The organism is Nitrospirota bacterium, assembly GCA_023229435.1.
Classification (GTDB): Bacteria; Nitrospirota; UBA9217; order UBA9217; family UBA9217; genus JALNZF01.
Genome location: JALNZF010000004.1, coordinates 152,783 through 176,134, shown reverse-complemented (window position 1 = coordinate 176,134; position 23,352 = coordinate 152,783). Strand labels below are relative to the sequence as shown.

The 23,352-nt window shown below is 53.4% G+C and carries 21 protein-coding genes and 1 tRNA gene; 14 read left to right on the top strand and 8 right to left on the bottom strand.

Going from position 1 to position 23,352, the window contains the following annotated elements; genetic code table 11:
• Positions 1-35: 35 nt before the first annotated feature.
• Both M0R70_04960 and M0R70_04955 read right to left on the bottom strand, forming a co-directional pair.
• Positions 36-2,660, bottom strand: coding sequence for an AMP-binding protein (locus M0R70_04960; protein ID MCK9418714.1), 2,625 nt, complete (start codon positions 2,658-2,660; stop codon positions 36-38).
• Positions 2,661-2,917: 257 nt separating this feature from the next.
• Complete coding sequence (locus M0R70_04955; GenBank protein ID MCK9418713.1) at positions 2,918-3,184, bottom strand: hypothetical protein; 267 nt, start codon at positions 3,182-3,184, stop codon at positions 2,918-2,920.
• Positions 3,185-3,503: 319 nt separating this feature from the next.
• Between M0R70_04955 and M0R70_04950 the strand changes: the two genes are divergently transcribed.
• The 7 genes from M0R70_04950 (at position 3,504) to M0R70_04920 (ending at position 7,891) form a co-directional block, all read left to right on the top strand.
• Entirely contained in the window at positions 3,504-3,818 is a 315-nt protein-coding gene (locus M0R70_04950) for a carboxymuconolactone decarboxylase family protein (GenBank protein MCK9418712.1), read from the top strand.
• A 51-nt stretch (positions 3,819-3,869) separates the two neighbouring features.
• Entirely contained in the window at positions 3,870-4,088 is a 219-nt protein-coding gene (locus tag M0R70_04945) for a hypothetical protein (GenBank protein MCK9418711.1), read from the top strand.
• Between the two features lie 252 nt (positions 4,089-4,340).
• Positions 4,341-4,865, top strand: a complete 525-nt coding sequence (locus tag M0R70_04940; protein MCK9418710.1) for a GDSL-type esterase/lipase family protein — start codon at positions 4,341-4,343, stop codon at positions 4,863-4,865.
• A 153-nt stretch (positions 4,866-5,018) separates the two neighbouring features.
• Positions 5,019-5,228 carry a hypothetical protein gene (locus M0R70_04935; GenBank protein MCK9418709.1) on the top strand — a complete coding sequence of 70 codons (210 nt, stop codon included), beginning with the start codon at positions 5,019-5,021 and terminating at the stop codon, positions 5,226-5,228.
• Complete coding sequence (locus M0R70_04930; GenBank protein MCK9418708.1) at positions 5,209-5,637, top strand: type II toxin-antitoxin system VapC family toxin; 429 nt, start codon at positions 5,209-5,211, stop codon at positions 5,635-5,637. The genes M0R70_04935 and M0R70_04930 overlap by 20 nt, the downstream gene beginning before the upstream one ends.
• Before the next feature lie 458 nt (positions 5,638-6,095).
• Positions 6,096-6,542, top strand: coding sequence for a hypothetical protein (locus M0R70_04925; GenBank protein ID MCK9418707.1), 447 nt, complete (start codon positions 6,096-6,098; stop codon positions 6,540-6,542).
• Between the two features lie 377 nt (positions 6,543-6,919).
• Positions 6,920-7,891, top strand: a complete 972-nt coding sequence (locus M0R70_04920; protein MCK9418706.1) for a J domain-containing protein — start codon at positions 6,920-6,922, stop codon at positions 7,889-7,891.
• Between the two features lie 498 nt (positions 7,892-8,389).
• Here M0R70_04920 and uvrB read toward each other — a convergent pair whose 3' ends face one another.
• The 6 genes from uvrB to M0R70_04890 all read right to left on the bottom strand — a co-directional run bounded on the left by uvrB (position 8,390) and on the right by M0R70_04890 (position 15,929).
• A complete protein-coding gene (gene uvrB / locus M0R70_04915; protein MCK9418705.1) occupies positions 8,390-10,396 on the bottom strand; it encodes an excinuclease ABC subunit UvrB in 2,007 nt (668 codons plus the stop codon).
• Positions 10,397-10,682: 286 nt separating this feature from the next.
• On the bottom strand, positions 10,683-11,144 hold the full coding sequence (locus M0R70_04910) for a DsbA family protein (GenBank protein MCK9418704.1): 462 nt from the start codon (positions 11,142-11,144) through the stop codon (positions 10,683-10,685).
• Positions 11,145-11,171: 27 nt separating this feature from the next.
• Positions 11,172-11,474 (bottom strand): hypothetical protein, encoded by a 303-nt coding sequence (locus M0R70_04905; protein ID MCK9418703.1) that lies wholly within the window; start codon positions 11,472-11,474, stop codon positions 11,172-11,174.
• A 110-nt stretch (positions 11,475-11,584) separates the two neighbouring features.
• Positions 11,585-14,224 (bottom strand): preprotein translocase subunit SecA, encoded by a 2,640-nt coding sequence (gene secA / locus M0R70_04900; protein ID MCK9418702.1) that lies wholly within the window; start codon positions 14,222-14,224, stop codon positions 11,585-11,587.
• A gap of 439 nt (positions 14,225-14,663) precedes the next feature.
• On the bottom strand, positions 14,664-14,906 hold the full coding sequence (locus M0R70_04895) for a hypothetical protein (protein ID MCK9418701.1): 243 nt from the start codon (positions 14,904-14,906) through the stop codon (positions 14,664-14,666).
• Between the two features lie 213 nt (positions 14,907-15,119).
• Entirely contained in the window at positions 15,120-15,929 is an 810-nt protein-coding gene (locus M0R70_04890) for a hypothetical protein (protein MCK9418700.1), read from the bottom strand.
• Between the two features lie 311 nt (positions 15,930-16,240).
• Between M0R70_04890 and M0R70_04885 the strand changes: the two genes are divergently transcribed.
• From M0R70_04885 to cdaA, 7 genes are all read left to right on the top strand, one after another.
• Positions 16,241-16,879 carry a TraR/DksA C4-type zinc finger protein gene (locus tag M0R70_04885; protein ID MCK9418699.1) on the top strand — a complete coding sequence of 213 codons (639 nt, stop codon included), beginning with the start codon at positions 16,241-16,243 and terminating at the stop codon, positions 16,877-16,879.
• Between the two features lie 104 nt (positions 16,880-16,983).
• A tRNA-Met gene (locus M0R70_04880) sits at positions 16,984-17,059 on the top strand.
• A gap of 61 nt (positions 17,060-17,120) precedes the next feature.
• Positions 17,121-18,566 carry a tRNA lysidine(34) synthetase TilS gene (gene tilS / locus M0R70_04875; GenBank protein ID MCK9418698.1) on the top strand — a complete coding sequence of 482 codons (1,446 nt, stop codon included), beginning with the start codon at positions 17,121-17,123 and terminating at the stop codon, positions 18,564-18,566.
• 131 nt (positions 18,567-18,697) lie between these two features.
• Entirely contained in the window at positions 18,698-19,243 is a 546-nt protein-coding gene (hpt, locus tag M0R70_04870; protein MCK9418697.1) for a hypoxanthine phosphoribosyltransferase, read from the top strand.
• 242 nt (positions 19,244-19,485) lie between these two features.
• On the top strand, positions 19,486-21,282 hold the full coding sequence (gene ftsH, locus M0R70_04865) for an ATP-dependent zinc metalloprotease FtsH (GenBank protein ID MCK9418696.1): 1,797 nt from the start codon (positions 19,486-19,488) through the stop codon (positions 21,280-21,282).
• A 9-nt stretch (positions 21,283-21,291) separates the two neighbouring features.
• The gene (folP, locus tag M0R70_04860; GenBank protein MCK9418695.1) at positions 21,292-22,452 is read left to right on the top strand and encodes a dihydropteroate synthase; all 1,161 of its coding nucleotides are present in this window, start codon (positions 21,292-21,294) and stop codon (positions 22,450-22,452) included.
• A 107-nt stretch (positions 22,453-22,559) separates the two neighbouring features.
• Positions 22,560-23,345: a diadenylate cyclase CdaA gene (gene cdaA, locus M0R70_04855; GenBank protein MCK9418694.1), complete on the top strand. Its 786-nt coding sequence runs from the start codon at positions 22,560-22,562 to the stop codon at positions 23,343-23,345.
• Positions 23,346-23,352: the final 7 nt, after the last annotated feature.

Here is a 23,352-nt window from a genome sequence, read left to right as displayed (position 1 = left end):
GTCCCCTGCCGAAAGGAAACAGGTCCGTGCCGCAATCATCTGCCCGATGCCGTCTTCATCGCATCGAGCAGACCAACCACTTCCCCCTGAAGTGTTTTCACGATCTCGTCGTAGTCCTTGCCCCCGGGATGGATCGGTTTGCCGAAAGAAACGCTGATCCGGGCCGGCTTCGGAAACAACCTTCCCGACGGCATCATCGCATAGGTGCCGCTGATCGCAACAGGAACGATCGGGATGTTCAGTTCTTTCGAGATGATCCCCACGCCCTTTTTGAACTCCTTGATGCCGCCGTCGCGCGAACGACTGCCTTCGGGAAAAACAAGGAGGATCTTTTCGCGGCGGAGCACATACGCCGATAATTGGAGCGCGTTGTAAAGCCTGGTTTCCATGTCCACCGGGATCACATGGAAGATCCTTGATATTTTCGACAGGACAGGCCCGCCGAAATACTCGGTAGCGCCGAGAAAAAAGATCTTTGAGCTGGTCTTCCAGGAGATCGCGGCGGTGATCGAAGGAACATCCGCAAGGCTCAGATGGTTCGGGGCGATGATGTAGGCCCCCTTCTCCGGCAGGTTCTCGATACCCGTGGCCGCTAAACGGCCGTAGACCTTCATCACCACCGTGAGCAGGGCCATGACCATATATCGGAGTGTTGTGATGACCGGTCCGAACTCCAGCCTGATCGTTTCCCGCGCTTCTTCCGCGGGTTCCTGAGCCAGGATCTCGGCCCACGACGACCTTACCCGCTCTCCGGCCTTGAGCGGCCCGGAGGCCAGCAGTTCCTTGATCTTCTGCACCACGTCCTTCACCGTAAACACTCCTGATCCGAACGAATCGGGCAGGCTGATGCCGAAGGACTTCTCGATGCTCACGACAAACTCCACGCGTGCGAGGGAATCGAGCCCCAGATCAAGCTCAAGATTGTCGTCAGGCACGATCTTCTTTTTTGCGGAGAACGGCTCAAGACAGGTCAGCAGTTTTCTGGCCACCGGGTCCGACAGCAGCACGGTATCGATCTCCGGTGCGGCTGTATCAGCCTGCTCCCCCCCCTGCCGGTAGAGTTCACTGACCTTGCTTCTCTTGAGCTTGCCCAGACGCGTGGCCGGAAGCGACTCCTTGAATATCTTGAGCCCCGTGATCCGCTTGTACGGCGGCAGATCTTTTGCAAGGTCTTCGATCTCGAGGGCGATGGTCTCCCGCGAGTTGGCGAGGTTCATTTTTTTCAGATAATCGAAATCCGGTACTACTGCCGCCTCGATCCCGCGCTCGCCCTGGATGATGCAGATCTCCTTGATGGACAGGATCTGCTTGTAGAACTTTTCGAGTTCGTCGGGGAAGACCTTCTTGCCCGTCGAGAGCACGATCATCTCCTTGGACCTGCCGGTAATGAAAAAATAGCCGTCCTTGTCGCGATATCCCAGATCACCGGTATAAAACCAGCCATCACGCAGCACTTCCGCGGTCTCTTGCGGCTTCTGGTAGTATCCAAGCATCACGTTCGGCCCGCGCACCGCGATCTCGCCCATGCCGTGCTCGTCCGGATTTTCGATCCTGACCTCCACATCAGGCAGGGCGATGCCGATGGAACCGGCTTTCTGTTTCGAGAGGGGGTTGAAAGCAGAGACCGGCGATGTCTCGGTGAGGCCATAGCCCTCGATGATGGTGAAACCGAGATTGGTCATGTCGGTGTACACGTCGGGTTCGAGCCGTGCGCCGCCGCTCGCGAAGAACCGGAACTTCGGGCCGAATTTGGCATGCGCCGCGCCGAAGAGCGCCTTGCCGATATTGGTCCCGGCTGTCCTCAGAAGCAGGCTGTTGACCCCGAGGAACATGCTCACCAGCATGCGAACGGGCGCCGGCTTCTTGCGGATCTCGTCGAAAATAGCCCTGCGGAGACCGTTAAAGAGCAGCGGCACGCCGATCAGGACGGTGACGCCGGTCTCCCGCATGCAGGCAAGAATATCGGGCCCCTTGAGACTGTTCAAGACCGTCACCGTCGCGCCAAGAGCAAACGGCAGCAGGATACAGGCCATCGCGGGATAGGTATGATGGAGGGGCAGGAGAAGCAGAAGGTTGTCAGTGTGGGAGAAAAGCCCAAGCTTGATCACGCTCGCCAGGTTCGACGCCAGGTTGCCCTGTGAAAGCATCACCCCTTTGGGATCGCCCGTCGTGCCGGAGGTATACAGAAGAGCGGCAAGGTCATTGGCTGCGTGCGCAGGCGGGAGCGCTGCCTCGGGATAGGCCGTGACCATCGTGGGAAACAGGATGCCGTCGCCGGGATCAAACGAGAAGATCACGAGGGGCCCGTTCTGGGGAAGTTTCTGCCTGCAGGCAGCCGATACAAAGACCGCCTTTGCCCCGGAACTCGCGATCAGGACCGCGACCTCTTTCTCCGTGAACTGGGCATCCATCGGCACAATGACCGCGCCGTTAGAAACGACAGCGAGATACGAGATCATCCACTCGGGCCGGTTCTCCGAAAGAAGGGCAACGCGGTCGCCCTTGTTGATCCCGTTGTCCGAAAGCGAGCGGCCCACGGACGCGACGCTCCGGAGGAGGTCCCGGTAGGTGTACTGCTGATACCGGTCCCCTGCTTTCATCTGGATGGCGATCTTGTCCGGGTAACGAGATGCCGCTTCCTGCATTCTGGTCAGGATCATGTCACACCCCTAAGGGCTGTTGCCCAAACCGATTTTGTGCTTCGACAGGCTCAGCACGAACGGATAAATTTTATGAAATCAAAAGCCACACCGTTCGCCCTGAGCTTGTCGAAGGGTGAACGGTATTTGGGCAACAGCCCGTCTATTAAGAAGGCGATAGATCGGAACGTGTGCAGGATATAATGGTGCTGAAGGAAAGTCAATTGAGAATTTCGATGGAGAGGTCCGGTTGTCGCGCGGTGCGTTCGCGCGAATGACTAATCTTGAACGGCTTTTTTTACATCCTCGTCGGCCTTCTTCCAGGTCTTCTTGGCGTTCTTATCAATGGTCTTCAGGTCTTCTTTCGCCTTCTTGTCAACGGCCTTAAAATCCTTCTTGGCCTTCTTGGCCACGGACTTCGTCGCCTTCTTCATCCCCTCGTGCGCCTCTTTGAAGCCTTCCTTCGCTGACTCCGCCTCATCGGCACGGACGATTGCCGGCACAGCGAGTAAACACAAGGCCAGCAGAACAGATAGCAAACGCATTTTATCCTCCTCATATCACACAGGATCGGACCGGCATGCTGAAACATACACCGGGCGGCCGGGATTGTCAAGATTGCCGGTCTCGAAAGAATATGCAAAGCCTATCATACCCATATCCCGCATGTCAAACATCGGCATCTATTTTCTTGACTCTGGCTTCTTGTTTGCTTACACTTAAATAAAAGGGCAAACCACAGAGAGCACTGAGGAATACCAAGGGAAAACAAAAACGTTTTGAATTCCGTCGTTCTCTCAAGATCTTCTCTGTGCGCTCTGTGGTTAAATCTTGACAATATAGTAAAAACTCGAGGAGGATATCATGCCGAAAATGCCGAAACAGTACTCCAGCATCCAGAAAAAATATAAGGGTCTCATCAAGGCGGTTGGGAACCTCGGTAAGGCCGCCAAGGCAGCAGGACCGCTGAACAAGAAGGCCTCGGAACTGGTCCAGATCGCGGCAGCGGCCGCCATACGGTCCGAGGGATCTGTCCACTCCCATGCGCGCCGGGCCCTGGCAGCCGGGGCAAAGCCCGACGAAATCCGCCATGCGATCGTTCTGCTCACGAGCACCATCGGCTTCCCCGCTGTCTCTGCCGCGCTTTCGTGGGCAAATGATGTGCTGGAGAAGAAATAAAACCTTGTATCGGTATTCTCTGTGTACTCTGTGGTAATCTTTCAATTAATTATGAAGATCGACATCTACCTTTCCGAGGGCTGCGGCTCTTACCACGAACTCCGGGAGAACTTCGACCGCGCGCTTGCGGACCTGGACATCAAGCCGGAGTTGACCTTTCACACGATCTATTACGATGAAGCAGTCAGCCGCAACATCAAAGGTTCCCCTTCTATCTGGATCAATGGAATAGATGCCTTTGAGGGCGGGAGTTCTCCCGGGATATCCTGAAGAGCGTACATGGATGAGTCCGGGCGACTCAAAGGCGTGCCGTCGGTCCTGATGCTGAAGCAGGTCGTCAAGCGGGAAATGAACAAATGAATAGCAAGCACAAAAAAATAGACGACAAATTTTAAAATCATAAAATCCTAACTCACACTAAGACACGAAGCCACGAAGGGGAAATGCTTTATTCTAAAATATACTTCTTTGTGATCTTTGTGGCTCCGCGTGAAATAATTGGTTTTCGTCGAACGCATCCATATGCGCAAACATCTTGTCTTCATCGGCGATTCACTCACCCAGTGGTGCGACTGGGAGCAACGACTCCCCGGATATCGGGTGACCAACCTCGGCATCTCCGGTGAAACCGTGGAAGGCCTGCTCGCCCGCAGGGAACGAATTCGCGCACAGATCGATGATCCGGACTTCATCTTCCTCATGACCGGCATTAACAACATCGCATCAGGAAAATACGACATCATTCCCCCCTATCGCGAGATCGTCCGTAACCTGACCACGTGGTACAAACAATCGATTGTCGTGGTCCAAAGCATTTTGCCGGTGGATGAACAATGGGCAGGCAGAACCGTGATCCAGAACGTCAACCGTCAGCTCAAAGGAATCGCCCTCGAGTTCAATGCAGAGTATCTTGACGTTTACAGACTTTTTGTGGATGCGAAAGGAATTCCCAAGAACGGGTATCTTTCGGATGACGGGGTGCACCTGGCCGGGAAGGGATATGATGCGTGGGCACAGGAGGTGGAGCGGTTCATTTTAGAAAAGTAACATTGCAGATTCCTTCCTGAAGCAAACGAGTTTCCATTTTCAGCAACAATGTAATTTTTAACCTGTATCATTGGTCGTACTTGCACCCGTTTTAACATCTTTACAATTGACAATGTGTATGGATTTATATATAATACACACTGAGGTGAAAACATGAGTACGGCAGAAAAAACCAGGAAACAATTCATTCTCGATCAGGATAAAATTAGGCGGGTTCGAAAGATTGTGAACGCTAAAACCGACACCGAAGCAATAACGATGGCGTTAGATATCATTATAGAAAACACCAAAATAGAAACGATGCTCGGATCAATAAAGGGCAAGGGAACAATAAAGGATGTCTATGGCAGAACATCCGGTTAAGCTGATTCTCGACACATCTATCTACATCCCCTTCATAAACCAAGGTATTGCCCATCCCATTATCGAAAGCCATCATGGGCGCCCACTGATTTACATGAGTACAGTTGTGCTGGAAGAACTCTACGCGGGCGCATTGGATATTCATTCTGTAAAGCTTCTTGATAAAATGTATGACACTTTTTCCGGAATGAGTAGGCTTATTATTCCAGATGCGGCGGACTGGCAGAAAACCGGAAAAGTTATTGCTCAACTTGGCAACAAATATGGTTTTGAGCAACTCTATTTATCAAGACTCACAAATGATGTACTCATTGCAGCCACGGCGCGTAAAATGGGCGCAGTCGTTGCAACCAATAATATAAAAGACTTTCTCAGAATACAAGAATATATTGATTTCAAAATATATTGAGAGATGACTAAATCGTCGGCCAAGTCATACCAAAAAATATTTGAATCATGGATGTCATAGTGATGTTTTCTTTTTGCAAAAACTTCCTGTAGTTGGTGACTCTGCCCAATAAGACAGCGAGTGCATATTACAGCATGGATATTTGAACTATTGAAGCATTTCCGTCATGACCAACTCAGTTTTTGTCGAGGATGTGCCTTTTCGATGAATGGATGAAAGATGGGAGATGGATCAATTGGCTGCACGTCGCGTATCAACGTCCCCAAAGTTCTCCTGCCTGTCAACTCAAGTACTGTTCATTACAGTTGAAACATGCAGTACCTGTTCCTTCCTGAACTTCGTACAAATTGCGTTTATTGTAAATTGTAAGTTTCATGTTGTGCTTTATACAAGCTATCGTTCATCCACGTCGTTTCACTGAGAACCGTAACGATATAAACAGTCTTTGGATTAGGATAATGGATAACGAAGAGCATATCAAAAGCTTAGGAACGTTGGTCAGTTACTTTCATACTCTCGAGTTTGCCCTCCGTGCAGTATTGAGGAATCATGAAAAAGAAAAATCGGAGGAAATCGATTACGCTACGCTAAACGTTGGCGACACTGTCCCCGAGGAACCGATGACAAATTACGATTCCTTGGAAACCTTGATTGACAAATACAACAAACTTGCCGAGAAGGAACTGAGGATTGACAAGAAACTTGTAGCAATAAGAGACGCTATTGCTCATGGCAGAGTCTTTTCTGATAGCCGGAATCTGCCTATGAAACTGCTTAAGTTTGACAAACCAAGACAAGGGGCGGTAACAGTAACATTTGCGGCGACAATGGATCATGGCTGGTTTGCTGATAAAGCAGTTCGACTTTATGAGGAAATACAAAAAGTCTTCAAGAAAAATGAATAATACATCTAATTGAACGATCTATTTTACAGTACGCCAGGAGCGACATCCCAGAGGGTTACTTGTTGTTGCTCGACTGATAGCGTTAAACAGGAGGCGTTTTTAAAAAGATATTATTTGGAATAGCCATAATGTTGGGTTTTGCTGGAAATCCTTATGCTACTACTTAGGGCACAAGCGGTCTAATAAAAGAATTCAAGGCTGTTGTTATGGCGTTAGTACCCACAAGGTAGATAGCCAACATGTGGATTGATATGACTTACATCCCTTCGCTCACAGTTCATAGATAGGCTTTATTGTTTTAAGCATTAAATTTTTTAAGCATTAAATTCTGTTGCACGCAAATTATCGATAGCAACAAGGTAAAGGAATGGTAGCCAATGGAAAGCATAACAAAATATCTTCATCTTCTGGGACTAACAGAAGATGCATCACCGCAAGAAGCCAAAGAAGCATATAGAGATTTAGTTAAAGTCTGGCATCCCGATAGATTTGGGAGTGATCTTAAGCTTCAAAAAAAGGCAGATATTAAATTGCAGGAAATAAATGTAGCCTATGAGAAGGTGCAGGTTTATTTTGCCAATCATAGTAAATTTACCTCTGCTAATAAATCATATAATAACGGTGCAGCGGCATCAAAACAAAACTCAAGCGAATATGATTCGTCGACAGGGTATGCATCAGAAGAAGAAAATCATTATTACAGTAATTTCCAAAGTAAGAATATAAGTGAAAAAGATTATGCAAGATGGAAAGAGGATGTATCTCTTGATATAAAAATCGGCTCTTTCATGCCTCGCAGGTTAATTATAACTCCTGAAAATATTAGTTTAGATGAGCAAATCATAAGGGTGAATGAAATTATAGCGTTAAGATGGAGCTCTTTACACGCACCAACTAATGGGATGACACTATCTTATGTTAGTGCATTTGTTAAGGATAACCATCAAACGATGAAGATCGATTGCGTTACGTTTTGGGATAGTTTAAGAAACATTGATAAACGTTATGAATTGGTAACCAGTAAACTGTGGAAAATAGTTGGTGTTAGATTAGTTGAAGATACGTTACGACGCTTGTCCTCTGACGAAAAGATAGAATATGGGAACCTATTAGTTGATAGCCATGGTATATTGTTCCAAAATAAAAAAGTGTACTCAGAATGGAAAGACTTGAGCATTGCTACTCCCCCCCATAGACTCACTTTTATTGTTACAGCTAAAAACGCAAAAGATGTTTCAGAAGCACTCTACTATGGCGAGGTGGATAACGTTGTTATTCTCGATCCAATAATGCGGTTCTTGTGGAAAGATGGTAATTATAAGAAACTGGAAAGACACGAATTTAAATAATAACGGGATTATTCGAGTCGCAATCTATGTTCATTGCCAGACAAAAAGGAAATAATACTATAATTGAATCTGTTCTATCTGTTTCGTCTTTGGGCGTAGACTATTTGACAATCTTTTATGCTCCTAATCACATTGACGATAGGAGCTTGAAAACGCGCCCCTCACGCGAAGCGTTCATGTGCAGGATACAACGAGTATTTCGCAGTTAATGTTTACATGAGCGGATCAACAGTAGTAGGTGCAGTCTGGTTATAAATTGTGTTTACAAAAACTGTCAACACGAATACTGATTACCACAATTAAAGCAGATTCTCTTCAGCCTTCAGTCTTCAGCCTAAATACCTGAGTTGGTACAATTGATCCAGAAGAAGTTTACTGTTATGTAATTCAAGAAGTTCTCTGCGTCCTCTGCGGTGAACGGTTTTGTCCCTTGTCCTTCGTCCCTCGTCCTTCGCCTTCTATTCCTTACTCCGAACTCCCCACTCCCAACTCTAAATCTCACTCCACCTTCACCCCCACCGCCAGCTCCTTCTGCTGGAGCGACCTGATCTTGTCGCGCAGTTCTGCCGCTGTCTCAAAGTCCAGCTCTTTCGCCGCGGCGCGCATCTGTTGCTGAAGCGACGCGATGAATTTGGGGATGTTCACGGTCTGCAGATACTCGCCCGCCTCTTCAGCGGCGATCGGCACGGTGAAGTAATCCTGCTCATACACCGTGCGCAGCGTTGCCTGGATGTTCTTCTTGATCGACTGCGGCGTGATGTTGTGCATCCTGTTGTAGGCTTCCTGCACCGTGCGGCGCCGGTTGGTCTCGTTGATGGCGTTTCTCATGGAATCGGTGATCTTCTCCGCATAGAGGATCACCTCGCCGTTCACGTGCCGCGCCGCGCGTCCCATGGTCTGGATGAGCGAGCGGGCTGAACGCAGGAACCCTTCCTTGTCGGCATCAAGGATGGCGACGAGCGAGACCTCGGGGATGTCCAGCCCCTCGCGCAGGAGGTTGATGCCGATCAGAACATCGTATTTCCCCATGCGCAGGTCGCGGATGATGTCCACCCGTTCGAGGGTGTCAATATCGGAGTGGAGGTACGCCACCTTCACGTTCAATTCCTTGTAGTATTCCGTCAGGTCCTCCGCCATGCGCTTCGTGAGCGTGGTGACGAGCACGCGCTCTTTCGACTCGGCCCTTTTTCTGATCTCGTTCAGGAGATCGTCCACCTGTCCCGTGGCCGGCCTGATCTCGATCCGCGGGTCCGTGAGGCCCGTGGGCCGGATCACCTGCTCGATGATACGTTTGCCGGACTTCGCGACCTCGAAGTCCGCCGGCGTGGCCGACACATACACGGTCTGGTGGACCCGCTGCTCGAACTCCTCGAAATTGAGCGGCCGGTTGTCCAGCGCCGACGGCAGGCGGAAGCCGTATTCAACAAGATTCATTTTCCTGGCGCGGTCGCCGTTGAACATGCCGCCGATCTGCGGGACGGTGGCATGGGACTCGTCCACGACCAGAAGAAAATCCTTCGGAAAGTAATCGAGCAAGGTCGGCGGCGGCTCGCCGGGGGACCGGCCCGAAAGGTGGCGGGAATAGTTCTCGATGCCGTGGCAGAAGCCCATCTCCTGGATCATCTCAAGATCGAACATCGTGCGCTGTTCGATGCGCTGCGCCTCGACAAGTTTGTTCATCCTGCGGAACTGCTGGATGCGATCCCTGAGTTCCTCGTGGATGCCGTCGATGGCCGCCTTCATGCGCGACTCGGGGATCACGTAATGGCTGCCGGGGTAGATGGCGACCTTCTCGAGCTTCTGGCGGGACGTGCCGAGGAGCGGATCGAACACCGAGATCGAATCGATCTCATCGCCGAAAAGCTCAACGCGGATCGCCGCGTCCTCGTACGAGGCCGGAAAGATCTCTACCACGTCCCCGCGCACCCGGAACGTACCGCGCTGGAAATCGAAATCGTTCCGGGAATACTGGATATCCACGAGCTTCCGCAGGATCTCGTTCCGGTCGATGCGCTGCCCCTGCTCCAGGAACAGCAGCATGCCGTGGTACGCCTCGGGTGAACCAAGACCGTAGATGCACGAGACAGAGGAAACAACGATCACGTCATTCCGCTCGAAGAGAGAGGTGGTAGCCGAGTGGCGCATACGGTCGATCTGCTCGTTGATGGACGAGTCCTTCTCGATGTAGGTGTCCGTGGTCGGAAGATAGGCCTCGGGCTGGTAGTAGTCGTAATAGGAGACAAAGTACTCCACCGCGTTCCCGGGGAAAAGCTCCTTGAACTCGTTGTAGAGCTGGGCGGCCAGTGTCTTGTTGTGCGCGATCACGAGCGCGGGCCTCTGAACCTTCTCGATCACGTTCGCGATGGTGAAGGTCTTGCCCGATCCCGTTACCCCGAGCAGGACCTGGTGTTCGAGCCCCTTGACAATGCCGTCGGCGAGCAGTTCGATCGCCTGGGGCTGGTCGCCGGTCGGCACATACTCCGATGTGATCTTGAATTTCGGCATGCGATATATTACTCGATAATCAGGATGAGGTCAACAAAGGCGAGAATCTTGCAAAAGTCCCAATTCCGTCATTCCCGCAGCGCTTCTGAGCGGGAATCTGGTTCTAACTGTTTGAAAAAACCATATCCCCGATAGAGACGTTCGGGGATGACAAACAGTTTTGCAAGTACCTCACGAGGACAATTGATTTATTGCAAAGGATGCAAAGGGAGAAACGCGGACTATTCGAGACTACTCAGGTCAAAACTGCTGAGAGCGGGGCCGTGCCCCGCTCTCAGCGCAATTCCTAGTGCTTGGAAGCAAACGCCTGGTTAATTAAGTATTCATATTGGCTGTACAGATCAGTCGCGCCCAGCTGTCTCTTTACCTCTTTTACCGTGCCGTCTGCCTGTATAAAGCCCAGGATGAACCCCGGAGTGCCGGAAACTCCGGCCTTTGTACCTTCCTCTATGCGCTGTCTGATCTCCGCATCGTGTTTTTCGCCTTCAAGACACGCCTTGAAAACGGTCATATCCAGTTTTAGTTCTTCGGCATATTTTATTAGATTTTCCGGATCCAGATAGGTCCCGCTGTAGGTCGTGTTGTCAAAAAGTTTCTCATTCATTTGCCAGAACTTACCTTGGTCTCCCGCGCAAAGGCCGGCTACTGCCGCCTTGAATGCTTTTCGGTGCATTTCGAGGGGAAAATCCATAAAAACAAGTCTCATTTTTCCGGTTTCAACAAATCCCTTCTCTATCTTCGCACGCATCTCACGGGCGTGTCGTACGCAGACTGGTCATTGATAATCCGAAAATTCTATAAAGACAAGCTTCGCATTCTTGTCTCCCTTTATGGGAGCGCCCTTGATGTTGATTATTGCATCCTTGACTTCAGCTCTTGGTGGCGCTGATGCCGGTTTAGGCCCCGCTGCCAGTTTAGTCTCCACGAGTTTTTTGATGTCCTGAATATCCTTCTTGAGCCCGTCGACCTCCTTTTTCAGCGTCTGGTATTCCTCACTGGCCTGAGAGAATGCCGGTTGAACGCTGAATAAAAGCGCCAAACCTAAAACGAGAACCGGGAAACCTGAATATTTCATCATTACTCTTTCCTTTCTTTCTTGGGCATCCGTGAAAATCCGCGTCCAATAAACGTTTGTTTTCAACTCCGAACAGAGCCTGTCCTCGAATGTTTTAATCGGGGAAACTCGAATCACTTCCCATGGCACTTCTTGTACTTCTTCCCGCTCCCGCACGGGCAGGGATCGTTCCTGCCGACCTTCGTGCCCACGTGCACGGGCTCGGCGGGCTTGGCCGCAGCGTCCCCGGCCCCGACAAAGCTGAGGTTGGCTACCTGGCGTTTCTGCTTCCGCTCGATCTCTTCGCCCTGCTCCTTGGCGGCGACCTTGATCCTGAAGAGGTTCTCGACCGTGGATTCTACGATGCGCAGTTTCATTTCCTCGAACATATCGAAGCCTTCTCTTTTGTATTCGATGAGCGGGTCCTTCTGGCCGTAACCGCGAAGCCCGATGCCTTCCTTTAAATGGTCCATGGCGAGCAGATGGTCTTTCCACTGGTGGTCAACGGCCTGGAGCATGAAGACCTTCTCGAGGTGGCGCATGAGCTCGGACCCGATCTGCTGCTCCTTGGCGTCGTAGCTCTGCTTCAACGCTTCCCAGAGCTTCTCGCGAAGTTCTTCGCGCGACAGGGACGGGAGGTCAAGATCGGCGCCTGCGTGATACGCAAATTTGGCCGCGAGCACGTCCTTGAGGCCCGTTACATCCCAGTTCTCCGGGTAGGCGCCCTCGGGACAGTAAAAATCGACCATCCCGTCGAGCATTTCCTCGGCAAGTCCGATCACTTCTTCCTTGAGGTCGGTACCCGCAAGGAGCTGGCGGCGCTGCTCGTAAATCACCTTCCGCTGCTGGTCCATGACGTCGTCGTATTCGAGGACGTGCTTGCGCATCTCGAAGTTTTGATTTTCAACCTTCTTCTGGGCGTTCTCGATGGCCCTCGACACCATGCGGTGTTCGATCGGCACGTCCTCTTCCATACCGAGCCTGCCCATGAGGCCCGCGATGCGGTCGGACCCGAAGATCCTGAGGAGGTCGTCCTCGAGCGAAAGATAGAACCGCGAAGAGCCGGGGTCGCCCTGGCGGCCCGAACGGCCGCGAAGCTGGTTGTCGATCCGGCGCGCCTCATGCCGTTCCGTGCCGAGAATGTGCAGACCGCCCGCGGCAATGACCTTCTCTTTTTCGTCAGCGCATTGCGCTATGCACTGTGCAAGCGTCTTGTCCCACTCTTCTTTCGTATACTCCTTGCCTTTCAGCGTCTGGCGCGCGAGGCCCTCGGGATTGCCCCCCAGCACGATGTCGGTGCCGCGGCCAGCCATGTTCGTGGCGATCGTGACCGCGGCGTAGCGGCCCGCCTGCGCCACGATCTCCGCCTCCATTTCGTGGTACTTGGCGTTCAGCACCGTATGCCTGATGCCCTTTTTCTTGAGCATCGACGCCAGGGTCTCGGACTTGACGATCGAGATGGTGCCGACGAGCACGGGTTGGCCTTTTTTATGCAGTTCTTCGATCTCTTTGATGGTTGAATTGAACTTCCCCTGCTCGGTCTTGTAGATGAAATCGGCGCTGTCGATGCGGATCATGGGCTTGTGCGTCGGGATCATGAGCACGTCGAGGTTGTAGATCTTCGCGAACTCCGCGGCCTCGGTCTCCGCCGTGCCGGTCATGCCCGCGAGCTTGCCGTAGAGCCGGAAGTAGTTCTGGAACGTGATCGAAGCCAGCGTCTGGTTCTCATTCTCGATCTTGACGTTCTCCTTGGCCTCAATGGCCTGGTGCAGTCCGTCGCTCCAGCGCCTGCCGGGCATGAGCCTGCCTGTGAACTCGTCCACGATCATCACCTGGTCATCCTTGACCACGTAGTCCACGTCGCGATTGAACAGGGCATGGGCCTTCAAGGCCTGGTGCACATGGTGCACGAGGTCCACGTTCGAAGGGTCGTACAAATTGCCGGCGCCGAGCATCTTTTCCACCTTGATGTTGCCCTCTTCGGTCAGGGCCGCGGTCTTGGTCTTTTCCTCGATGGTGTAGTCGGCGTCTTTCTTCAGGCTCGGGATGATGCGATTGATCTTGTAATACTTGTCCGTGGAATCTTCCGTGGGGCCGGAGATGATGAGCGGGGTTCTGGCCTCGTCGATCAGGATTGAATCCACCTCGTCCACGATGGCAAAGTTGAGCTCGCGCTGAGCATAGTCCGCGAGGTCGAATTTCATGTTATCGCGCAGATAATCGAAGCCGAACTCGTTGTTCGTGCCGTAGGTCACATCGGAGCCGTAGGCTTGCTGTCGCTGTTCGTCATTCAGGCCATGGACGATCACGCCCACAGTCAGGCCGAGGAAGTTGTAGATCGGGCCCATCCACAGTGAGTCACGCCGGGCGAGGTAGTCGTTCACGGTGACCACATGCACGCCCTTGCCGGTGAGACCGTTCAAGTACACCGGCAGCGTGGCCACGAGGGTCTTGCCTTCGCCGGTCTTCATCTCCGCGATCCTTCCCTGGTGCAGCACGATGCCGCCGATGAGCTGCGCGTCAAAGTGGCGCATGCCGAGCGTCCGTTTGGACGTCTCGCGCACCACGGCAAATGCCTCGGGAAGGAGATCGTCAAGCGTCTCCCCGTCTTCGAGCCTCTTTTTGAACTCGTCCGTCTTGGCCCGCAAGGCCGCGTCCGCGAGGCCGGCAATTCCCTGCTCGAACGCGTTGATCTCATCCACCAGCACCTGAATGCGCTTCAGTTCCCGCTCATTTGCGGTGCCGAATATTTTTCTCAGAATCGTTCCGATCATCTGTCTTCTCTCCGCCCGCGTTAAAATAATTCGTTAGCATTGCATATTATCATTTTTATGCAGGAATTCAAGAGAATAATCTCCCGGACCATTACTCACGGTGTCCGGGAACCAGGGGGCGCGTTTTGAATCATGACAGGGATTTTCTTGAAGGAATGCGAGAAGCTATCCGGCGGTTTTTTAATTAATGTAAAATGGCATCTACTTGGTGCTAACTTACAAAAAGCCAAAACGTTTTCGCGCAAAGCCGCAAAGTCGCTAAGAAAGTCAGAAGCCCTGGAATCTTGAGTTAAGCCAAAAACAGGACCTGCTTTACTTTGCGACTTTGCGGCTTTGCGCGAGGCGCCCTTTTCGTTGATCTGAGTAGTTACGTGAATTTTTAAGAGACAGTATGTATCGGTTTTCAGCAGAAAGGCGGTATGGCGGAGGGAAATACTGCTCAGCCTTTGGCGGCTTTCAGGAGCTTCTCGAGCTTCTCAACGCCGACGCATTCCCTGGCATAGGCGCACCATTCGACACAGGACGTGCCGATCGGCCGGGCGTTCAGATGGCCGCACTTCTTGCAGGCTGTTTCCGGCTCATCGCTCCAGATCTCTAACTTTTCGCCGCACTTCTGGCACCGGATATCCTCCGGCTTCGGCGACCGTATCTCAATGCTTCCTGGACAACCTTCTTTAAACATGGGCCTACTTTATACCGATTTCAATAAAAGAGCTATGATGTAAATCATATCGGGCTTCCAGCTGCAAACCTGCGGAAATGTCAAACGGTTACGATGCCCGTATCGTAGTTCGGCATTCGGCAACGGCTTAAAAAAAACGAACGCCATGACCACCTGACGAAACGGGCCGCGTGACCGCAGCCGAACAATGAAAAATGGACAAAAGACGCAGGATCACTCTTTGATGATCTCCTTCACGGAGTTCGTTATCTCGATCTTGAAATTATAGGGAATGATCTGGCGGTTGATCTCTACCGGGATAAAGAGGATGACTTTTTTCCCCTTCAATCCCGCCGCGACATCGCTCTCGACCGGGAACAGGGGGCGAATATCATACCCCTTTCTCTGCGGCAACACGTACACATTGCTGATCGGGATCACGGTCTCCTGCACCGAGCTCCGGGACAGGACAAACTGGTCGGGAATTGGATTGTTCCGGTCCGGGAAACGTACTCCGGAATGCATGAGCCGCTGCGTTTGCCCGCTCATATCCGTATACTCGGCGCGGTCCCACAGGATTTTCACATCATAGGGGCTGAGGTTTTCGAACTGCATCTCGAAACCGTGTTCGCCGACGGCAAAGGAGACGGATATGTTCTTGTCCCGGAACCGGAGTTCCTGGGACACCACGGGGCTGATGAGCCGGTACGACAGCTTGTATCTGACGAGATCATGCAGGATCTTCTCCAGCTTGATATTCAGGGTATCGCCTTCATTGATGTCACGTAGCAAAATGGTCTTCTGCCGATAGTTGTCCTTGCTCACCTCAAGGAACGCCTTCGCCGCAAGCGCGGGGTCTTTCGGCACTCCGGCCGTAATGGTCGCGGGCGGGCGGTACCGCTGCTCCTTCAACTCCACGCCCGAAACGACCCTGATGGTCGCATCCGGCGGGTCCGCAAAAACCTTGAAGTTCTTCGCCACCACGCTTGAACACCCCGATCCGGCAAGTGCGGCAACTATCGCAACAAGAATATATTTTCTCATCTGCCCCTCCTCCAGCGTGAAAATGGCCTTTCTATGACTTTTTGATATAATAACACATCAACCGCCGCCTGTCATAAAAAATATAATGCGCGTTTTTAAACAGTTCGTACTGTTTTGACCGGGATATCCACGTCGGTCATAATAACCGGAAAAACCGTCAAATGGCTGCTTTCCCTTGTAAATGCCCTGTTTCGTCAGGCATGACAGGGGAAAATTTTCTTTCTGTTCCTGACAAATTGTCTTGAATTTGCTTTAATACATTACTATAATACCTACCTTACGTTGCCAACTGAGCAGGAGGGAGTACCATTATGGCGGTAAAAAAAGGTGCAAAGAAGAAAAAGGCTGCCAAGCCCGCAAGACCCACCAAGAAAAAAACGGCCAAAAAAACCGTGAAGAGATCCGCTGCAAAGGCAAGCACGGTCAAAAAGAAAACGGCCCGGAAAACCGCCCGAAAGGTCACCCCTAAAAAAGCGAAAAAAACCATAAAACCGGAATCCTCAAAGCTGGAATCTTCCGCAATGACCGTACTACCCAAACGACGGATATCCCTGGCTGAGCGGAAACGGAATGAGGTACTGAAAAAAATGCTGCTCAAAAAACGGAATGAGGTTGTGGAAGGCCTGGAGTCCCAGATGGGCCGAAAGCTGGCCCGTGAGACGGGGCAGAAGATCGACTCGGCCATGGACAGCGCCGATCAGTCAGCGCTTGACGTGGACCAGGGCATCGATTACTCGCTCCTGGAAATGAAATACGCGCAATACAAGGACATCGCCGACGCTTTCCGCAAGCTCCAGAGCAATACCTATGGAGAGTGTGAGGAGTGCGGAGAAGAGATCGATATCAAGCGCCTTGCGGTGAATCCTCTTGCCCGGTACTGCGTCGCCTGCAAAACGAATAAAGAGACCCTGGAAAATATCCAGAAGGAAGAGACGAGGTTCAAGGAATAATGATCGGACCGATCTGGCAGATCAGACGGATCGGACAGATATCAGACGCTTTTTCTTGACAAAAAGTCCGCAATACAGTATCTTGTGCCTCTGATTTTTCACGTGGCGGTGTAGCTCAGCTGGTAGAGCAGGGGAATCATAATCCCTGTGTCCGGGGTTCGAGTCCCTGCACCGCCACCATTTTCCTCTTCGCTTTTTCTTATCATAAACATAATTAGCTGACCATATATAATATAGAATTATGAAGAAATCACCGGATGCCGCTTCCGGTGGCATCCCCAGTTCACAGATCATGCTGCTAACCAAGGTCAAAGAAACCATAAAGAAATACTCCATGCTGAACCCCGGGGACCGGGTGCTTGTCGCGGTCTCGGGCGGGCCGGACTCGGTCTGCCTTCTGGGTGTCCTCCGGGTGTTGGCGAAAGATCTCGACCTGACACTCCATGTCGCGCATCTTGACCACCTGTTCCGGGGAAAAGAATCCGCTGACGAGGCGGTGTTCGTAGCGGAACTTGCGAAAACGTTCAATATCCCTGCGACCATCGAGAAGTTTGACGTGCCCGCCTACTGTCGTGAACGCGGACTGTCTTCGCAGGAGGGCGCCCGGAAGGTACGATATGATTTTTTACAACGAACGGCAATGATGAGCGATTCCGCTCACATCGCTACCGGCCATACGGCGAACGATCAGGCCGAGACCTTCCTCATGCGGCTCATACGCGGCGCCGGCGCCTCCGGCCTCTCGGCCATCCCCCCGGTGCGGGACAACATTATCCGTCCGTTGATCGATATCACGCGGGAAGAGGTGCTGGACTATCTGAAAAGGACGGGACTCGCCTTTGCAACCGACCCGTCGAACACCAAGCCTCTGTATACGCGGAACAGGATACGGATGGAGGTGCTGCCCGTACTGCAACGCTTCAATCCCCGGATCGTCGCAACGCTTGCGGCAGAGGCCGGCCAGCTCAGGGACGAAGATGAGGCAGTCGAGGGATATTGCGCAACACTCGCCGACAGCATCCTGGCACGGAAGGAAAACACCGTCTTTGTGAAGAGAAATGAATTCAATACGCTGCCCCCCGCGTTCAGGCGCAGACTGCTGATAAAAGCAGCGGATCTTGCCGGGGTGGAATCCTCCGGACTGTCCCGGATACAGATCGATGAGGCCATCACGTTCATGGCCGCCGCCCGAACCGGCAGAACCATGAATCTGCTTGCCGGCTTGACGATCGGCCGCGAATACGACCGGTTCGTTATCAGCGCTCAATCGGGAACAGATGACTTCTCCCGGGTGATCCTGATGCCCGGCGTTACCGTGCAATCGGAGCTCCGCATGGAGATCGAGACACTGGTCGCCGATCGGCTCCCGGATGAGCAGGAAGATTTAAATTATATATGGCAGGCCCTGTTCGATTATGATAAGATAGGACCGGCTTTGATGCTCAGGAGCAGGCATCCCGGTGACTGGTTCTGTCCATCCGGGATGGGCGGCAAACGCAAGAAGATACAGGACTACTTCGTTGACGAAAAGGTTCCCCGCAGGAAACGCGGCCTCGTTCCCCTGCTCTGCTCGGGAGAGGACATTCTGTGGGTGGTGGGGATGAGGACGGACGAGCGATTCCTCGCCGGCGCGGATACGAAGCGAATTCTGACGATAACGGTGAGGGATAGGACCGTCGTTGGGTAACGGTAACGAGGCCCGTATCGGAAATCGTTGAACAGGTACGGAAAAACACGAACCACGTTCCCGTCAGACAAAACGGGCATCGTAACCGTGACCGAGTACCTGCTTTTCCATATTTTTCAGGAGGATCCCCAATGGTAGGCATCGATTTTGGAAAACCGCTTTTTACGCGTGAGGAGATCCAGCGGAAGATACAGGAGATAGGCTCGCGGGTCTCGACAGACTATGCCGACAAGGACCTGCTCGCGGTCGGGGTCCTCAAGGGCGCGCTTTTTTTTATGTCCGACCTGCTCCGTTCACTCAGGATCTCCGTCAGGATGGACTTCATCCACTGCACCAGTTCCGCCACCCAGGGCAAGGACGGCAATCCGGTCCGAATGCTGTGCGACATGAAAGAAGATATCAAAGGAAAGCACGTTCTGCTGATCGAGGATATCATGGACTCCGGGGTGACCATCGATTACCTCAAAAAAATGCTCCTCGGCCGGGGGCCGGCTTCTCTCAAGGTGTGCGTACTGCTCGACAAAACCGACCGCCGGCAGGTGCCGATCGAGGCGGACTACGCGGGGTTCCGCATCCCGAACAAATACGTGGTCGGCTACGGACTGGACTACAAAGACCGCTACCGCAATCTGCCTTATATCGCCGTGCTCCCCGTGGAGGAGCGGCAGGCCCCGTAACAGCCGTATGACGGTTCTGCAGCAACAGGGAATTTGGCGTGACAAATCAGCCGGTTTCCCGAGAGTCGTATCGGAGCAGGGATAGAACGGATAAACTGTTGTCATACGCACGGGAATATGTTACTATTCCCGGTAATGAAGGTTGCGTGTTGAATTTTCTATGGTGATGAAATCATTCAATTTTCACTTTCCAATCTTCAATTTCCAATTTACAATTGCGAAGCAAACGGAGGTTCCTATCAGTGAGCGCATTCTATAAAAATCTGGCGCTGATACTGTTGTTCGTCGTGGTATCGGTGCTCATCTTCAATCTATTCAATCCCGTCAGCCAGACCGCTGTCCAGATACCCTTCAGCGATGTCATGGACAAGATCTCGACCGGGGAAGTGAACGACGTCACGATCAAAGGCGCGGAAATGCTCGGCAATTACAAGACCGGCAAATCCTTCAAGACCAACCTGCCGGACTATCCCGACCTCGTCAAGGACCTTCGCTCCAAGGGCGTGAAGATCAATGCGGAGCCGGTAAAAGAGTCCGCATGGTACAGCTTCCTCGTGGTCTGGGCGCCGCTCATTCTCATGGCGCTCTGGTTCCTGTTCATCATGCGCAACATGCAGATGGGCGGGAACAAGGCCATGTCGTTCGGCAAGAGCAAGGCCAAGCTCCTGAACGAGAGCTCCAAAAAGGTGACCTTCAGTGAAGTGGCGGGCATGGATGAGGCCAAAGTGGAGGTCCAGGAGATCATCGACATCCTGAAAGATCCCCAGAAGTTTCAGAAACTCGGCGGCAAGATACCGAAGGGTGTGCTGCTCGTCGGCCCCCCGGGCACGGGCAAAACCCTCCTGGCTCGGGCCATCGCCGGCGAGGCGGGCGTACCGTTCCTCTCGATCAGCGGATCTGATTTCGTCGAGATGTTCGTCGGCGTGGGCGCGTCGCGCGTCCGCGATCTCTTCGAGCAGGGCAAGAAGAACGCGCCGTGCATCATCTTTATCGACGAGATCGACGCCGTGGGCAGGCACCGCGGCGCGGGCCTCGGCGGCGGTCATGACGAGCGCGAACAGACCCTGAACCAGCTCCTCGTGGAGATGGACGGGTTCGAAAGCAACGAGGGCGTGATCCTCGTGGCAGCCACGAACCGTCCCGATGTGCTCGATCCGGCGCTCCTCAGGCCGGGCAGGTTCGACCGCATGGTTGTGCTCCCGCGGCCAGACTTGAACGGCAGGATCGGTGTGCTTAAGGTGCATACGCAGAAGATCAAGCTCGCGCCGCACGTGGACATCGAGTCCATCGCGCGCGGCACCCCCGGCTTGTCCGGCGCGGAACTGGCGAACCTGGTGAACGAGGCCGCGCTGCTGGCAGGCCGGCTGGGCAAGACGCAGGTCGAGACCGACGATTTTGAGCACGCCAAGGACAAGATCCTGATGGGCCTCGAGCGCAAGTCCATGCTGATCAGCGATGAGGAAAAGAAGAACACGGCCTACCACGAGGCGGGCCATACCATGGTAGCCAGGCTCATCCCCGGGACCGACCCCGTGCACAAGGTCTCGATCATCCCGCGCGGCATGGCCCTCGGCGTCACGCTCCAGCTCCCCACGGCCGACCGGTATTCCTACGACCGTGAGCATCTGCTCAACAACATAGCCATTCTGCTCGGCGGCAGGGCCGCGGAAGAGATCGCGCTCCAGCATATGACCACGGGCGCGGGCAATGACCTCGAGCGCGCCACAACGCTCGCCCGGAAGATGGTCTGCGAGTGGGGAATGAGCGATGCCATGGGGCCGCTGTCCTACGGCAAAAAGGAAGAGGCGATATTCCTGGGCCGCGAGATCGCGCAGCACCGCGACTACAGCGAGAACACGGCCATCGAGATCGACAAGGAAGTAAAGCGTATCGTCATGGACAACTACCACCGGGCCAGGACACTGATTCAGGACCGTGAGTCGCTGCTGCATAACCTGGCAAACGCACTGCTCGAGAAAGAGACCCTCGATGCCGCTGACATCGACGCGATCATCAACGCTCAGCCTGTAGCGGCTTAGGAGGGCAGTATGGAGCCTGTCCTCCGGATCTCCGGCCGTGGGGCGCTTGCAATAACCCTGAACGGTCTCACCTCCGGGCAGACAGCCGTCCTCAATAGTATCGTCCGATCATCTGACAGCGGAGCAGGCTCAAACCCTGCTCCGATCTTTTTTTCTTCACCACACAATAAGACCGCCGGCAACCGACCCTCCGCAATGGTCCTGACCGGCAGCCCCGGACAGCTGAGAAGACTTTTTTCTCTTCTGGCTGCCGACCATCGCATCCCCTCATCTCTTTCACAAAACGGTTACTCTCTGCTTGACAACTACCTGCGCTCGGATTATAAGATTGATTGCAGGGGGAAGGTCCTCGACCTCGGCAGCCGCACACACATCATGGGCATCCTGAACGTGACCCCTGATTCCTTCTCCGATGGCGGGCAGTATGCCGACGCTGAGCTGGCCCTCGCTCATGCCCGTGACATGGCCGCCGCGGGAGCCGACATCATCGATATCGGCGGGGAGTCCACCCGGCCCGGGGCGGCGCCCCTGCCCCGGGAGGAAGAGCTCCGCAGGATCATCCCGCTCATCGAGCGCCTTTCAGCCGAGCTTGCGGTCCCGATATCGGTCGATACCTATAAGTCATCGGTGGCGAAAATAGCGATCGAGGCCGGCGCGGGGATCGTGAACGACATCAGCGGGCTCCGGTTCTCGCCCGACATGGCGAACGTGGTGGCTGATTCCGGCGTTGCCGTGGTCATCATGCACATCAAAGGAACGCCGCGCGATATGCAGCAGGACCCCGTGTATGACGATGTCGTCGGCGAGGTCATGGCCTATCTGGAGGAAGGGATCGAGATCGCCTTGAAGGCAGGCGTGGACCGCGAGAAGATACTCATCGACCCGGGCATCGGTTTCGGCAAGACGCTCGAGCACAATCTCGTTATCCTGAACAGGCTGGAGGAATTTCGCGCCCTCGGCAGGCCGATCCTGCTTGGCCCCTCGCGAAAAAAGTTCATCGGCACGATCCTGGACGTCCCAACGCCCGAGCAGCGCGTTGACGGCACCGCCGCCGCCGTGGCAATCGGGATCGAGCGCGGCGCCCGCGTCGTGCGGGTCCATGACGTGGCGCGTATGGCGCAGGTGGCGAAGGTGACGGATGCAATTCTTAAATCAGTTCAAAGTTCATAGTTCATGGTTCAGAGTTAAGAGTTCAGAAAAAAAGCTTTCAATGTCTGTGTACATCCGGTTTTACACTTTTAACTTTGAACTACGAACACTGAACTGTAATTAAAATCATGACCAACTTCACCGAAATACGCGAGGCCCTGACGCACTATCGCTGGTTCAATGATACGGTGGACATAGCGCTCGTCTACTATATCATTTACCGGCTGCTGCTCATCATAAAGGGCACGCGCGCCTTTCAGATGCTCATCGGCATCGGGCTTATCGTGCTGGTGCTCATCGCCTCTCAGGCCTTTGCGTTCTACACGCTCGACTGGCTCATCCACAGCTTCTGGTCGCAGATCGTGCTCGCCGTCGTGATCCTGTTCCAGCCCGAGATCAGGCGCACCCTCGCCCGGGTCGGCGAGCGCCACCTGTTCCGCTCTCTCTCCGGGGTCGAGGGCTCCAAGTTCATTGAAGAAACGGTCAAAGCGGCCGTCAACATGGCCAACAAACGGATCGGCGCACTCATCGTTCTTGAACGCGACACGGACCTTACGACCATCGTGGAGATGGGCATTGAGCTGGATGCCAAGGTCACGAAGGAGATTCTCATCAGCATCTTTCTCCCCTATTCGCCGATCCATGACGGGGCCGCGATCATCCGGAGCGGCAGGCTCATCGCGGCAGGGTGCTTTCTGCCGCTCACGTTGTCTTCGAACCTCTCCAAATCGCTCGGCACGCGCCACCGCGCGGCCGTCGGCCTCACCGAGGAAAGCGATGCCGTCGTGGTGGTCGTGTCCGAGGAGACCGGGGAGATCTCAATGGTCGTGAACGGTGTGATCGAGAACAACGCGGATGCTCCCGCGCTCAGGAAGACGCTGTCCGATATTTTTGTCAGGAAAAAGGGCCGGTGACCGTACC